The organism is Chitinophaga filiformis, assembly GCF_900102545.1.
Taxonomy (GTDB): Bacteria; Bacteroidota; Bacteroidia; order Chitinophagales; family Chitinophagaceae; genus Chitinophaga; species Chitinophaga filiformis.
Map to the genome: position 1 here is coordinate 455,244 of NZ_FNBN01000005.1, position 13,507 is coordinate 468,750.

A 13,507-nucleotide genomic window follows, 5' to 3' on the forward strand; every position below is an offset into this window, starting at 1 on the left:
AGTTATGACCGCTGTTTCAACAGGTCAGGACATCAGCACATTTTTTGCAGCAAGGCTGTCTTTATCCATCTGGTCGATCAGGTCCTGAATATTGTCAAATTTCTGGTTAGCCCTGATATAACTGATGATCTCCACTCTCAGCATCCGGTCATAAATTTCCTGGCTGAAATCGAAGATATGCGCCTCCAGGCGAAGGTCAACACCGTTAAAAGTAGGACGGGTACCTATGCTCATCACGCCGTTCAGCGGAGAAAGCTGTTTATCGAGATAGACTTTTATAGCGTAAATACCTTGTGCTGGGATAAGTTTGCGTGGATCCGGCAATTCAATATTGGCAGTAGGATAGCCCAGCTGTCTGCCCATTTTATCGCCGTGGATTACCTTTCCTTCCAGGAAATAGTGATAGCCGAGTAATTCATTGGCCAGCTGAATATTCCCATCCTGCAGGCTTTTGCGGATCTTGGTGGAGCTGACGGCCAGGTCGTGGACTATCTGCTGGGGAATCTCCACCAGCTGGAAACCGTACCTGTTCTGTTCTGCCTCCAGCAGTTCCAGCCCACCTTCACGGTTGTGGCCAAAGCGGTGGTCATAGCCGATAATGATCGTATGCGGGTTGAATTTTTTGATGAGGAAGTCTTCCAGGTAAGCCCGGGCGGAAAGTTCTGAAAACTCTTTGGTAAAGGGAACGATCACCAGGTGGTCAATGCCCTGTTTGGACAGCAGCTCGATCTTCTCTTCCAGGGTGGTGAGCAGCTTAACGGGTGCGCCGCCGGGTTGCAGCACCTCCCGGGGATGCGGGTCAAAGGTGATGATCACGGTTTCCCCGTCACAGGCCGCCGCAGTTTCCTGCAATTGCTGTATAATATAACGGTGACCGCTGTGAACGCCGTCAAAAGTACCAATTGTTATTACAGCCCGCCTCAAAGCTGGCAAATGGGTGAGGTCCCTGTGTATCCGCATAAATTGCCTTAAACGATCAAAATCCTATGCAAATTACAACATTTAGATATCAGATAAGTGGCTAATCAGTTACTTTTGCAGCAGATTGTTCATTAATAAAATTATCTGGTGGATCAGAATATCTACGCGCAGCGCGGCGTTTCAGCCGGAAAAGAGGATGTGCACAATGCTATTAAGCATATTGACAAAGGACTGTTTCCGAAAGCTTTCTGTAAAATAGTGCCCGATATCCTGGGCGGACAGGACGATTATTGCAATATTATGCATGCAGACGGCGCCGGTACCAAATCTTCACTGGCATATACCTACTGGAAGGAAACAGGCAACCTGGATGTGTGGAGAGGCATTGCGCAGGATGCTATCATCATGAATATTGATGATCTGCTTTGTGTGGGTGCTACTGAGAATATCCTGTTATCATCCACCATCGGCCGTAATAAACAGCTGATACCAGGTGAAGTGATCGCGACTATCATCAACGGCACAGAAGAGATCCTGGAAGAGCTGCGTGGTCATGGCATCAGTATTTACTCCACCGGCGGTGAAACCGCAGATGTAGGGGATCTGGTACGCACCATCATCGTGGATTCTACTGTGACCTGCCGCATGAAAAGAGCTGAAGTTATTTCCAATCATACCATACAGGCCGGAGATGTGATCGTAGGACTGGCTTCTTACGGGCAGGCATCTTACGAGAAATTCTATAACGGGGGTATGGGCAGTAACGGACTGACATCTGCCCGTCATGATGTGTTTAACAAACAGGTAGCCGAAAAATATCCTGAGAGTTATGATCCGGGTATTCCATATGAATTGATCTTCAGCGGAAAGAAAGCATTGACCGATAAAATTGATATTCCGGGCTTTGGCGCTATAGATGCCGGCAAACTGGTATTATCACCTACCCGTACTTATGCGCCGGTGATCAAACAGATCCTGGAAGCCTACCGTTCCCGTATACACGGACTGGTACATTGCAGTGGCGGCGCCCAGACAAAAGTGTTGCACTTCATCGATAATCTGCATGTCATCAAGGATAATCTGTTCCCCATTCCTCCATTGTTCCAGCTGATCCAGGAACAGTCAGGTACAGGCTGGAAGGAAATGTACCAGGTGTTCAATATGGGGCATCGTATGGAACTGTATGTGCCTGAAGATATTGCAGCAGATATTATTAAGATCAGCAAGAGCTTTAATATTGATGCACAGATCGTGGGCAGGGTGGAACCCGCAGCTGCGAAGCAGGTAACTGTGCGCAGTGCTCAGGGAGAGTTTGTGTATAACTGATTTGTTATCTGATTAAATAGAAAGAGGCTGTCCGTCTAAATAGCGGAACAGCCTCTTTTGTTTTTTAGTTGTGAGGATGGAGTGTTATTGCAATACGTATCGGATCGGCAGGTGGAACTCTACGCTCACTTTTTTACCTTCTTGCTGACCCGGCAACCAATCTGGCATAGCTGATACTACGCGCATGGATTCTTCTTCAAGACCATTGCCGAGAACAGCACCCGTAGTTGTTACCTGTGAAATCTTACCTTCGGAGTTGACCACAAATTTTACAAATACGGTGCCGGTAGTATTATTCGCCTGGGCTGTTTTCGGATAACGGATATTACGTGCCAGGAATTGCACCAGTGCTTTTTCTCCACCGGGGAATGTTGGCGGATTGTCTACGACTTTGAATACTTCCTCTGAAGCAGTGGCCGTAGATGATTTTGAAACATTGAGTAAAGCAGCACTACTCCTAACAGGCGATTGCAGGTCAAGGTCCTGCTGGCAGCCAATAATAACACCTAAAAGTACCAGAACGGGGAATATGATGATTTTTTTCATAAGTGCATAATTTGCTTTGTGGGTAAACAGCATGAGAATACGGCGTTTGACAGGCGCCTGTGAGAAGCTGTTGACCAGGAACATACGCTTGGTCTGCAGGGTCATTTGCAATAATGTCCTGGCATAATCGTCGGGAGCGTTTTCAGATGCCGCAGCTTTATCCGCCAGGAATTCATGCACCATGGCCAGTTCCCGTTTGAAGAGATGAAAGAAGGGGTTAAACCAGAGAACAGCACAGACGAGTTGCAGAAAGAGTTTATCTGCCGTATGCCTGCCGTGGACGTGTTCCAGCTCATGTCTGAGCACCTGTTTACCTTCCTCGCTGTCGGGTGTGAGCTCTTCCCCCCAGAAGATGCTGCCGAAGAAAGAAAAGGTAGATTTTACCTGCGGATGTCTGATCAGCAGATACCTGTCATAACTGGTTTGTTGCCCCTGCCTTGTCAGGCGTTTGATCAGCAACCAGTTTCGCAACATATTGACGATCAGTAGTAAAGTTATCAGGGAGTAGATCCCCGGCGTGATCCAGGAAGCAATAGCAGAGCTACCAGCCTGCTGGACAGTGTTTGTCATGTAACCGTATACAGTCACCAGTGGCGTTGTATAGGAAGGCGGAGTAGCGCTGACAAATGAGAATTGCAGCAAGGGCAGGAGGATGGAAGTCAGGGTGGCCAGTAGCAGGTAGCCCCTGTTCCAGCGGTGGAATGGATTATTTTTCAGGGCCAGTACATAATAGCCGTAAAGTACACCTGAGCACACCAGCATTTTGATAAGGTAAGCAATCATGGTTGTTGTTTTTTAGCGTCCTTAATCTGTTCCAGTAGTTGTTCCAGTTCGTTGACACTGAGGTCTTTCTCCTTGACGAAGAAGGATACCATGTCTTTGAATGAGCCGGAGAAGTATCCTTTTACAAAGTTTTGCATGGTATTCCGGCTGTATTCGTCTTTGCTGACCAGGGCAAAGTACTGGTAGGATTTACCATAAGCCTTATAATCCACAAAACCTTTATCCTGCAGGATCTTTATCAGGGTCGATACAGTATTGTAGTGGGGCTTGGGTTCGGGAAGGATGTCTATCAGGTCCTTGACGAATGCCGGCCCGATTTTCCAAAGTGCCTGCATCACCTGTTCTTCCGCTTTGGTCAATGTTTTTACTGCTGACATAATGTGAAATTTTTGCTGAAACTAAGATATAACTAATTAATTAGTTTACAAACTATTTTTTTAGTTATATAAGGATTAATTCAGGTTGCTTCTTCGACGCTTCTTCGACGCTTGTTCGACGCCTGGCCGTCCACAAAAACAATATCTATGGTATAAATCCGGTAGAGGTTCGGTAGACGTTCAGTGGAGGCTTCTACATACAGGCTCTCTACTATAGCATTACAGGCACTTCCTATAGCGATCGCTATAGAATAGTGCCTGTAATGTAGGACTGGAGAGCCTATAGGATATAGCCTCCACTGAACCTTTACCGAACCTCTACGCTATCTCAAAGAAATTCCGGCATAGATAGACCGCAGGCGAATGGTTATGCTGATAAATAGCTATTTTTGTTATTATAAAATCCATACGGCAGAAAATGACAGAACAACCTATTATACAATTATCCAATGTGAATATCTACCAGGGGACTTCCCTGATCCTTGCTGACGTGAATATTACGGTGAACAAAGGAGAATTTGTATACCTGATTGGCAGGACCGGAACCGGTAAATCCAGCCTGCTGAAGACCCTTTACGGGGACCTGCCCCTGAAGGAAGGTGCTGGTCAGGTGGTAGGGTTTGATCTGAAGAAGATGGACTGGAAGAAGGTGCCTTACCTGCGCCGTAATCTGGGAGTAGTGTTCCAGGATTTCCAGCTGCTGACAGACAGGACTGTATACGACAACCTGAAATTTGCCCTGAAGGCGACTGGTTGGACGGACAACAAAAAGATGGACGAGAAGATCAAAGACGTGCTGGATAAAGTGGGATTGAATACCAAGGGATTCAAGATGCCTTATGAACTGAGTGGCGGTGAGCAGCAGCGTGTGGATATAGCCCGGGCTATGCTGAATTCCCCGAAACTGATCCTGGCGGATGAGCCTACCGGTAACCTGGACCCTGAGACCTCCGACGGCATTATGCAGTTGTTGTTCAGGATCAGCCGGGAAGAAGGGGCCGCAGTAGTGATGGCTACCCACGATTATATATTACTGCAGAAGTTCCCGTCCAGGGTGCTGCGGACCGAAAACGGCAAGGTGACAGATCACGCCAGTGTGACTTTCGTGTAAAATTTATGTGAAATTGTTAATTCACAATATTTGATTTACCTTTGCCCCGGAAAAATAGCGACTAAATAAACTTTATCATTTTTTTATTTAATTATCAAGATGTCTTACTTAACTGTTGAAAAGAAAGCCAATATTTTTAAAGAATTTGGTGGAAGCGAAAAAAATACCGGCTCTGTAGAAGCGCAAATAGCCCTGCTGACTGAGCGTATCAACAGCATCTCCAATCACCTGAAAGAAAACAAAAAAGACTTTTCTACACACCGTGGTTTGATGAAGATGGTAGGTCAGAGGAAGCGTTTGCTTTCCTACCTGTCTAAAACTAACCTCACAGGCTACCGCGCTCTGCTAGAGAAATTAGGTCTCAGAAAGTAATAAGAACTTTTTTATAGCGCTATTCCCAACTTATAAGGTTGGGAATAGTTTTTTTTTAGGTATACCATTTTAATCTTCTCATTTTTATGAATCTGACACCTATCTCAGTTAATTTCGATATAGGAGATGGCCGGATCGTAACCATTGAAACTGGCAAGTTAGCCCGCCAGGCTGATGGTGCCGTAACGGTTCGTCTGGGCAATTGTATCCTGTTGGCTACCGTTGTTGCAGCTAAAACTCCAAAACCCGGACAATCTTTCTTCCCCCTTACAGTTGATTATCAGGAAAAATTTGCTTCTGCAGGACGTATACCTGGCTCCTTCTTTAAGCGTGAAGGCAAGCTGTCTGACTACGAAGTTTTAATTTCACGTTTGATCGACCGCGCTTTGCGTCCCCTTTTCCCGGATGATTATTTCTGCGAAGTACAGGTACTGGTGAGCCTCATCTCTTCTGATCCTGAAGTGATGCCGGATGCACTGGCTTGTCTGGCCGCTTCTGCAGCACTGGCCGTTTCTGATGTGCCCATCCAGGAAATTATTTCCGAAGTGAGAGTGTCCCGCATTGAGGGACAATTAGTTATAAATCCAAACCGCACTCCGCTGGAGAAAGCTGATATGGACTTCATCATCGGTGCTACTGACAAGAACATCATGATGGTGGAAGGTGAGAGCAAGGAGTGTAGCGAGGAAGATATCATCAAAGCGATTGAATTCGCCCACAATGCTATCAAAGTACAGGTTAAGGCACAGGAAGAACTGCGTGATAAAGCTGGCGTTACCGGCAAACGTACATTTGATCTGCCTTACGCCAACGAAGAACTGAAAGCGAAAGTAGCTGCTTTTGCGAAGGATCGTATCCTCGCTGTAGCAAAATCTGCGTCTGCGAAACACGACCGTGGCGATGCATTCGACAAGATCAGCGAAGAGCTGGTAGAATCACTGGGAGAGCTGTCTGAAGAGGATGCTCCACTGGTAGGCAAATACTTCCACGATCTTGAGAAAGAAGTGATCCGTAACATGATCCTGGATGAATCCGTTCGTCTGGATGGCCGTAGCCTGGATCAGGTTCGTCCGCTGAACATGGAAGTGGATATACTGCCTTCCCCACACGGCTCCGCCCTGTTCACCCGTGGTGAAACCCAATCCCTCACTACTGTGACCCTGGGTACTCCGGATGACGAGCTGCTGATCGAAAGCGCTGCTACATCAAAATATTCAAAGTTCATACTGCACTATAACTTCCCTCCATTCTCTACAGGTGAGGTGAAACCTATGCGTGGCCCTGGCCGTCGCGAAGTAGGTCATGGTAACCTGGCGATGCGTTCCCTGAGGCAGATGATGCCAGGCAGCGAATACGCCTATACTGTGCGTGTGGTATCTGATATTCTCGAATCCAACGGTTCCTCTTCCATGGCTACCGTATGTGCCGGTTCACTGGCGCTCATGGATGCTGGTGTGCCTCTTCCTAAACACGTTTCCGGTGTGGCAATGGGATTGATCTCCCGTGCTTCTGATGGAAAGTGGGCGGTACTTACAGACATCCTGGGAGATGAAGATCACCTGGGTGATATGGACTTTAAAGTAACCGGTACACGCGATGGTATCTGCGGTATCCAGATGGATATTAAGGTAGATGGCCTGAGCATGGACGTAATGCGTAAAGCGCTGGAACAGGCACGTAAAGGCCGTCTGCATATCATTGATGCAATGTATGCATGTATGGAAGCACCACGTCCTGAGCCAAAACCACATGCACCACGCATGGAAAAACTGATCATCGACCGCGAATTCATCGGTGCTGTGATCGGACCTGGTGGTAAAGTGATACAGGAGATCCAACGCGAAACCGGAACAACCATCAACATCGAAGAAGTTGGTGAAACCGGTGAAGTAAGTATCTTCTCTGCACAGAAAGAAGGCCTGATGAAGGCACTCGAATGGATAAAAGGTATCGTTGCTGTTCCTGAGATCGGCGAAGTATACGAATCAACTGTGAAATCAGTAATGCCTTACGGTGCGTTCGTAGAATTCCTGCCTGGTAAACAGGGACTGTTACATATCTCCGAAGTTTCATGGAAACGCCTGGAAACAATGGACGGTGTACTGTCTGAAGGTGAAAAGGTGAAAGTGAAACTGGTAGGTACAGATCCTAAGACAGGTAAGTTCAAACTGAGCCGTCGCGTACTGATGCCAAAACCAGAGGGTTATGTAGAAAGACCTGAAGGTAGCGAACGTGGCGACAGAGGCGATCGTGGTGACAGAGGAGACCGTGGTGGTCGTGGTGATAGAGGTGATCGCGGCGGACGTGGAGATTTTCGTGGAGATCGTGACCGTGGCGACCGTGGTGGAGATCGCGGTGACCGTCGTGCCCCTCGCGATGGTGGCGACAGAGGAGAGCGTGGTCGTCCTACGCCTCCGCCGGACCAGCCGCAGGAACCAATGTTCGATGAAGAATAATTATCCGAACGACTAATACACTCAGCAGCCGTCCTGTACAACAGGGCGGCTGTTTTATTTTCAGGCTATTTTATTGGAGCGAAACTTGTCGCACAGTATGACCATTCCTGTAAATTGTATCTTACTACCGGATAATTCATTCTATATTTCAAGACTAAAATTTCCACATCAGTGAAAACAAAACATTTTTCGTTAAACGCTTATCATGGCCTGGCGCTGGGTATAATCCTGTTCCTGTTGCCATGTCTGTTACAGGCCGCTCATCATGCTCCACCGAAGAAAGAATTTTACAGCATCCTGATCTATCATCTGAAGGATGCAGAACAGGAAACACGCATGGACAACTATCTGAAAGATGCGCTGATACCAGCTTTACACAAAGCCGGCGCTGCGCATGTAGGCGTATTTAAACCTGTTGGAAATGATACTACTGCCGATCGCAGAGTGTATGTTTTTATTCCTGGCAATTCTTCTGAACAGTTATTACATCTGCCCGGAACATTGCTGCAGAATACTGCCTATCAGACCGCAGCAAAAGATTTCATTGATGCTGCATGGGACAAGCCAACGTATACACGTCAGGAAACCATTATCCTTGAGGCATTTCCGGGCATGACTAAAATGGAACTGCCGGGTTTAAAAGGTCCTAAAAGCGAACGCATATACGAATTGCGCAGTTATGAAAGTCCGACGGATAAGCTATACCGTAATAAGGTTGATATGTTCAACAAGGGGGATGAAATCGGTATTTTCAAAAGACTGGGCTTCAACGCGGTGTTTTACGCAGAAGTATTGAGTGGCAGTCATATGCCGAACCTGATGTACATGACCACTTTTGATAACCGTGCTTCCAGGGATGAACACTGGAAAGCCTTTAGTAGTGATGCACAATGGAAAACCCTGCTGGCAAAGCCGGAGTACAGCCATAATGTGTCTAAAGCAGAAATCATATTCCTGCAGCCAGCTGAGTATTCTGAAATATAAACCGATGCTGCAACGTGCAAACAGAAAAGGCCAGAGCAACGCTCTGGCCTTTTCTGTTGACTATCGACTATCTATCCTTTAGTGAATTTACTATTGTGATTTATCTGGCAGCGCCGCTTCCTGCGAACTGCTCTATGTAATGATTACTTTCTCTGAAGATGATCTTACCGGAAGGTAATTTATAGATCTTGAATGGCTGACCAGCAATATCTTCCCAGAAAATAGTGTACTGTGGTACAGACTTTTGTGTGCTCTTGTCGATCACTTTAATCCTTCCGTCTGTCAGCAGACTTGATAACATATCCTCAATGTAGGGGAGGAGAATGTTCTCACCTTCTGTCCAGAACTGTACAAACTTATCTGTGCTGTATTCCAGGTTAGTGTGTGTGGAATCTGCCAGGAATGCCTGTGCGCTGGTGAAGTGTGATTCAATTTCCTGTGCGGTCAGATGGCTGAACTGTACGTTATGGAAAGCTCTGTTATCGCTGTAACAGGTTTTCTGTAATACGGTGTCCATTCCTTTCATGTAGTTTACCAGATCTACACGATTGATAACGAGGATACTAGTGCCATTCTTGTAAACGATTGAATCTTTCATGGTATCATCCGGGTACAACTTGACAATCTCCTGGGCCTGACTGGCGAGGGCTGTTACCAGTAGTACCGCTGTTAAAAACAAGGTTCTCATAAAATATGGTTTTCAATTAAAGATATTGCAAATATAATAAAATAACTTTATGCATTTATCAGTTGCCACATTAGTTATTAACATTACAATAACAGGTAGGGGTGCAGGTTGACACGTACGCGTTACATATGATGCATTTACTTTCTCTATATTTGCTGCTATGGCACATATAGCAATTACCCTGACCTGTACCGATGATACGAAAGATATTCTGGTTGCAGTGTTGTCAGAAAAAGGTTTTGAGGGGTTTGAGGAACAACCCGGCAATGTTCTCGTTGCTTACATTCCTGAAGAGGATTTCAATGAAGAAGAAACGAATGAGCTGACAGCTGGTTTTGGTGTGACGTATACGCGGGAACGTATTGAGCAGACAAACTGGAATGCGGTATGGGAGAGTAATTTTCAACCTGTATTGGTAGATAATTTCTGCGGCATCAGGGCTTCTTTTCATCCCCCTTTTGTTCCGGCGCCACAGCATGAAATACTGATCACTCCAAAGATGTCATTTGGAACAGGTCATCACGCCACCACTTATTCTGTCATCAAACTGATGGAGGGAATAGATTTTGTGGGAAAGAATGTGTTTGATTTTGGCACTGGTACGGGCATATTGGCTATTCTGGCTTATAAGATGGGAGCAGCTGTGATAGATGCCATAGATATTGACACCTGGTCTGTGGAAAATACGAAGGAAAACATTGCCAATAACAACGCGTTACCGGTTAAAGTATGGCAGGCAGACAGCCTGAAGGGTATACGGAACAGTTATAACATGGTGCTTGCCAACATTAATCGTAATATTTTACTTGAGTATATGGAAGATATGCGCCGTATACTCGTCAGAGATGGTATTTTATTGCTGAGCGGTATTTTAAAGGAGGATGAGACTGCGATCCTGGAGGCAGCCAGAAGAAATGCGCTGGTGCTGGAAACCCAACTGGAAAAAGATAATTGGCTGGCTATGAAATTATTAGCACGATAGATGCGGCCGCTCTAGATAATTTAGTTAATATTATACTGAAAACTATACAATTTTCGTGTTAACGAAATTCTTAATGTTTTCTTAATTTTAACGAACGAATTTACTATCTTAGCAAAACCTAACTTGTTGTATGACAGAATTATTGTTACTATTTTGTGCTTATCTGATTGGCTCCGTACCTACTGCGGTATGGGTAAGTAAAGGCGTTTTTGGCATGGATATCCGGGAGTATGGCAGCGGCAATGCCGGTGCTACCAACACATTCCGTGTATTAGGGCCAAAAGCGGGTTCTTTTGTGATGTTGGTGGATATGCTCAAAGGAGTAATGGCCGTGCGTCTGGCTTACCTGGTGGGTTATTATCAGAACCCTGAGCATCTGCAGGAAGTAACAACACAGCTGGTGAACTTCCAGATTGGTCTGGGTCTTGCAGCTGTGATAGGTCACATCTTTCCTATCTGGGCAAATTTCCGTGGCGGTAAAGGTATTGCTACCCTGTTCGGCCTGGTGCTGGCCATCCAGCCACTGGTGGCTATCTGCTGTGTAGGCGTGTTCCTGCTGAGCCTTTCTTTGACCAGGTATGTATCGCTGAGCTCCATTTCAGCTAGTATCGCTTTCCCGATACTGATTCTCTATATCTTCAATGAACCAGAAGTATTCTATCGCATTTTCGCTATTGCTGTTGCACTGATGGTAGTACTGACACATCAGAAGAACATTTTCCGTCTTATAAACGGTAATGAGAGCAAGGTACCCCTATTTAAAAACAGGAGGGACAAAAAATAATCTGCTACTGCGACCCGGTATGCCGTATCCATTCTGGCATATCTCTTGTACTGGATGATATAAATATTTAACTTTCCTCGGATTTTGATTGTTGCGTATAGGGTGTTGAGATGCTTTATAGGGCAACGATCAAAGTTGTTTTAAACACTGTAGTAGCACTTTTCGGATGGGGTAATACCCATCAAAAACAAATTGTCAGATGCAAAAGAAACTTCTTCTTATCGGTACCGGCCTTGCGCTTATCACTGCTTGCGCCAAAGTACCTATCACTGGCCGTAGCCAGTTGAACCTGATCCCTGAAAGCACCATGCAATCAATGGCGCTGCAGGAATATCAGACGTTCCTATCCCAGAATAAAACAATAGCCGCTACAACCAGCAAGGATGCTGAAATGGTGAAAAGGGTAGGACAGCGTATCGCTACAGCAGTTACCAGGTACATGACTCAGAATAATCTGGCTGGTGAGGTAGCAAATTACAAATGGGAATTTAACCTGGTAGATAGTAAGGAAGTGAATGCCTGGTGTATGCCGGGTGGTAAGGTAGTGGTGTATACCGGTTTATTGCCTGTAACACAGAACGAAACTGCGCTTGCCTGTGTAATGGGGCATGAGATTGCCCATGCTATTGCCCGTCATGGTAATGAGCGTATGAGTCAGCAGGTAGTGGCACAGGGTATCCAGGTAGCTGGTTCCGTAGCACTCAATCGTAATCCGCAAGCGCAGAATATCTTCCTGCAGTCTTTCGGTGTAGGCGGTAACCTTGGTATGCTGGCATACTCCCGTAAGAACGAGCTGGAAGCGGATCATCTGGGTGTTATTTTCATGGCAATGGCCGGTTATAATCCTCAGGAGGCTATTCCTTTCTGGCAGCGTATGGCGTCAGCGGGTGGCGGTAATAAACCACCTGAGCTGGTGAGCACACACCCTAGCGATGAGCGTCGTGTATCAGAACTGCAAAAGCTTATGCCAGAGGCAATGAAGTATTATACGCCTATCAAGAAATAACCTGATAGTCGATATCAAAAGAAAAAGCATCCGCAATGAACGGATGCTTTTTCTTTTATAACTTGTTTCATGGATTATTTATCCACTGTGATTTCTACTACTTTTTTGTTCTTCTGAATTTTCATCTTCTCTGGTACATGTGCCAGTATTTCCTTCTTAAAGGCGGCAATCAGCGCCTGTTTAATAAAGAACCTGTGTGTCACTATGCTGATCTCTCTTACCGGCTCAGGCGTCTTAAAATAGCGAACCATATTCATCTGGCGGGCAGACATCTCCTGGAGGGAGAGCTCCGGTAAAATAGTATATCCTGCATTCAGGTCTACCATTCTTTTCAGTGTCTCTACACTGCCGGTGTTATATTCCAGGTTCTTATATTCTCCCATGGTAAATTTATCGCGGCAGATGTTCAGCACCTGATTACGCATACAATGTCCTTCGTTCAGCAGCCATACTTCGCGTACGTCGATATCTTCCGGTTTAATATATTTCTTTTCGAACAGGCTGTTGGTTTTTGCTGCATATACTACAAACGATTCGTAGAACAGTGGTTGTTCATCCAGGTTGGGATTATGCAGTGGTGTGGCCAGCAGGCCGCAGTCCAGTTGTTCCTGTTTCAGTTGCTGTATGATCTGTTCTGTAGGATATTCCCAGATCTCCAGTTTCACTTTTGGATATTTTTTCATGAAACCTGTGAGAATGCGGGGTAGGAGATAAGGTGCCAGCGTTGGGATAATGCCTACACGCAGATTACCCTGTACTTCTTTTTTATGTTCGCCGATGATCTCTTTAATTTTCCCGTTCTCTTTCAGAATGATACGGGATTGTGCTATGATCTCTATACCTATTTCCGTTGGGATCACAGGTAACTTACTTCTATCGAAGATCTTGACCCCCAGCTCGTCTTCCAGCTTCTGTATCTGCATGCTGAGCGTAGGTTGCGTGACGAAGCATTTTTCGGCTGCTATGACGAAGCTTCGGTAAGTGTCTACCGCAACGATATATTCTAATTGAACAGTGGTCATGCGTCAAAATTACGAATAAGAATGACGAAATGTGTATGATCTGAGTCAGGAATTCGCGGATGCTTTGGGTAACGGTCGTCAGTGCTTGCTTTTGCGACCCGGCGTGCTGCATTTCATAGTGATGGGGTGGTACCGTCCAGCGGAAGCCG

13 protein-coding genes are annotated in these 13,507 nt (G+C 45.9%); 8 read left to right on the forward strand and 5 right to left on the reverse strand.

Translation table 11 applies throughout. The features are described 5' to 3' along the window. Positions 1-24: 24 nt before the first annotated feature. Positions 25-960: a bifunctional riboflavin kinase/FAD synthetase gene (locus BLR32_RS22020; protein WP_089835006.1), complete on the reverse strand. Its 936-nt coding sequence runs from the start codon at positions 958-960 to the stop codon at positions 25-27. A gap of 108 nt (positions 961-1,068) precedes the next feature. On the opposite strand from BLR32_RS22020, the gene BLR32_RS22025 reads away from it, so the two are divergent. Next, positions 1,069-2,247 (forward strand): AIR synthase related protein, encoded by a 1,179-nt coding sequence (locus BLR32_RS22025; protein ID WP_089835007.1) that lies wholly within the window; start codon positions 1,069-1,071, stop codon positions 2,245-2,247. A gap of 84 nt (positions 2,248-2,331) precedes the next feature. On the opposite strand, the gene BLR32_RS22030 is transcribed toward BLR32_RS22025, so the two are convergent. After that, positions 2,332-3,576: a M56 family metallopeptidase gene (locus tag BLR32_RS22030; protein ID WP_089835008.1), complete on the reverse strand. Its 1,245-nt coding sequence runs from the start codon at positions 3,574-3,576 to the stop codon at positions 2,332-2,334. Further along, entirely contained in the window at positions 3,573-3,953 is a 381-nt protein-coding gene (locus tag BLR32_RS22035; protein WP_089835009.1) for a BlaI/MecI/CopY family transcriptional regulator, read from the reverse strand. The genes BLR32_RS22030 and BLR32_RS22035 overlap by 4 nt, the downstream gene beginning before the upstream one ends. 418 nt (positions 3,954-4,371) lie before the next feature. Here BLR32_RS22035 and BLR32_RS22040 point away from each other — a divergent pair, with 418 nt between their 5' ends. The 4 genes from BLR32_RS22040 (at position 4,372) to BLR32_RS22055 (ending at position 8,876) form a co-directional block, all read left to right on the forward strand. Continuing rightward, positions 4,372-5,064 carry a cell division ATP-binding protein FtsE gene (locus tag BLR32_RS22040; protein WP_089835010.1) on the forward strand — a complete coding sequence of 231 codons (693 nt, stop codon included), beginning with the start codon at positions 4,372-4,374 and terminating at the stop codon, positions 5,062-5,064. Between the two features lie 99 nt (positions 5,065-5,163). Continuing rightward, positions 5,164-5,436, forward strand: a complete 273-nt coding sequence (gene rpsO, locus BLR32_RS22045; protein ID WP_089835011.1) for a 30S ribosomal protein S15 — start codon at positions 5,164-5,166, stop codon at positions 5,434-5,436. An 86-nt stretch (positions 5,437-5,522) separates the two neighbouring features. Then, the gene (locus tag BLR32_RS22050) at positions 5,523-7,892 is read left to right on the forward strand and encodes a polyribonucleotide nucleotidyltransferase (protein ID WP_089835012.1); all 2,370 of its coding nucleotides are present in this window, start codon (positions 5,523-5,525) and stop codon (positions 7,890-7,892) included. A gap of 171 nt (positions 7,893-8,063) precedes the next feature. Then, positions 8,064-8,876: an NIPSNAP family protein gene (locus tag BLR32_RS22055; RefSeq protein WP_089835013.1), complete on the forward strand. Its 813-nt coding sequence runs from the start codon at positions 8,064-8,066 to the stop codon at positions 8,874-8,876. A gap of 100 nt (positions 8,877-8,976) precedes the next feature. Here the strand turns inward: BLR32_RS22055 and BLR32_RS22060 are convergent, their stop codons facing one another. Then, entirely contained in the window at positions 8,977-9,564 is a 588-nt protein-coding gene (locus BLR32_RS22060; protein WP_089835014.1) for a hypothetical protein, read from the reverse strand. A 160-nt stretch (positions 9,565-9,724) separates the two neighbouring features. Between BLR32_RS22060 and prmA the strand changes: the two genes are divergently transcribed. The 3 genes from prmA to BLR32_RS22075 all read left to right on the forward strand — a co-directional run bounded on the left by prmA (position 9,725) and on the right by BLR32_RS22075 (position 12,336). Beyond that, positions 9,725-10,546: a 50S ribosomal protein L11 methyltransferase gene (gene prmA, locus BLR32_RS22065; protein ID WP_089835015.1), complete on the forward strand. Its 822-nt coding sequence runs from the start codon at positions 9,725-9,727 to the stop codon at positions 10,544-10,546. 130 nt (positions 10,547-10,676) lie between these two features. Then, the gene (gene plsY, locus BLR32_RS22070; RefSeq protein ID WP_089835016.1) at positions 10,677-11,330 is read left to right on the forward strand and encodes a glycerol-3-phosphate 1-O-acyltransferase PlsY; all 654 of its coding nucleotides are present in this window, start codon (positions 10,677-10,679) and stop codon (positions 11,328-11,330) included. Positions 11,331-11,529: 199 nt separating this feature from the next. Further along, positions 11,530-12,336: a M48 family metallopeptidase gene (locus BLR32_RS22075; protein ID WP_089835017.1), complete on the forward strand. Its 807-nt coding sequence runs from the start codon at positions 11,530-11,532 to the stop codon at positions 12,334-12,336. Between the two features lie 74 nt (positions 12,337-12,410). Here the strand turns inward: BLR32_RS22075 and BLR32_RS22080 are convergent, their stop codons facing one another. Next, entirely contained in the window at positions 12,411-13,358 is a 948-nt protein-coding gene (locus BLR32_RS22080; RefSeq protein ID WP_089835018.1) for a hydrogen peroxide-inducible genes activator, read from the reverse strand. Between the last annotated feature and the right edge of the window lie 149 nt (positions 13,359-13,507).

Excerpts from the sequence above, each read along its gene's own strand:
- BLR32_RS22020 (WP_089835006.1), bottom strand. The coding sequence starts at position 960 with ATGCGGATACACAGGGACCTCACCCATTTGCCAGCTTTGAGGCGGGCT.
- BLR32_RS22030 (WP_089835008.1), bottom strand. The coding sequence starts at position 3,576 with ATGATTGCTTACCTTATCAAAATGCTGGTGTGCTCAGGTGTACTTTAC.
- BLR32_RS22035 (WP_089835009.1), bottom strand. The coding sequence starts at position 3,953 with ATGTCAGCAGTAAAAACATTGACCAAAGCGGAAGAACAGGTGATGCAG.
- BLR32_RS22040 (WP_089835010.1), top strand. The coding sequence starts at position 4,372 with ATGACAGAACAACCTATTATACAATTATCCAATGTGAATATCTACCAG.
- rpsO (WP_089835011.1), top strand. The coding sequence starts at position 5,164 with ATGTCTTACTTAACTGTTGAAAAGAAAGCCAATATTTTTAAAGAATTT.
- BLR32_RS22050 (WP_089835012.1), top strand. The coding sequence starts at position 5,523 with ATGAATCTGACACCTATCTCAGTTAATTTCGATATAGGAGATGGCCGG.
- BLR32_RS22060 (WP_089835014.1), bottom strand. The coding sequence starts at position 9,564 with ATGAGAACCTTGTTTTTAACAGCGGTACTACTGGTAACAGCCCTCGCC.
- prmA (WP_089835015.1), top strand. The coding sequence starts at position 9,725 with ATGGCACATATAGCAATTACCCTGACCTGTACCGATGATACGAAAGAT.
- plsY (WP_089835016.1), top strand. The coding sequence starts at position 10,677 with ATGACAGAATTATTGTTACTATTTTGTGCTTATCTGATTGGCTCCGTA.
- BLR32_RS22075 (WP_089835017.1), top strand. The coding sequence starts at position 11,530 with ATGCAAAAGAAACTTCTTCTTATCGGTACCGGCCTTGCGCTTATCACT.
- BLR32_RS22080 (WP_089835018.1), bottom strand. The coding sequence starts at position 13,358 with ATGACCACTGTTCAATTAGAATATATCGTTGCGGTAGACACTTACCGA.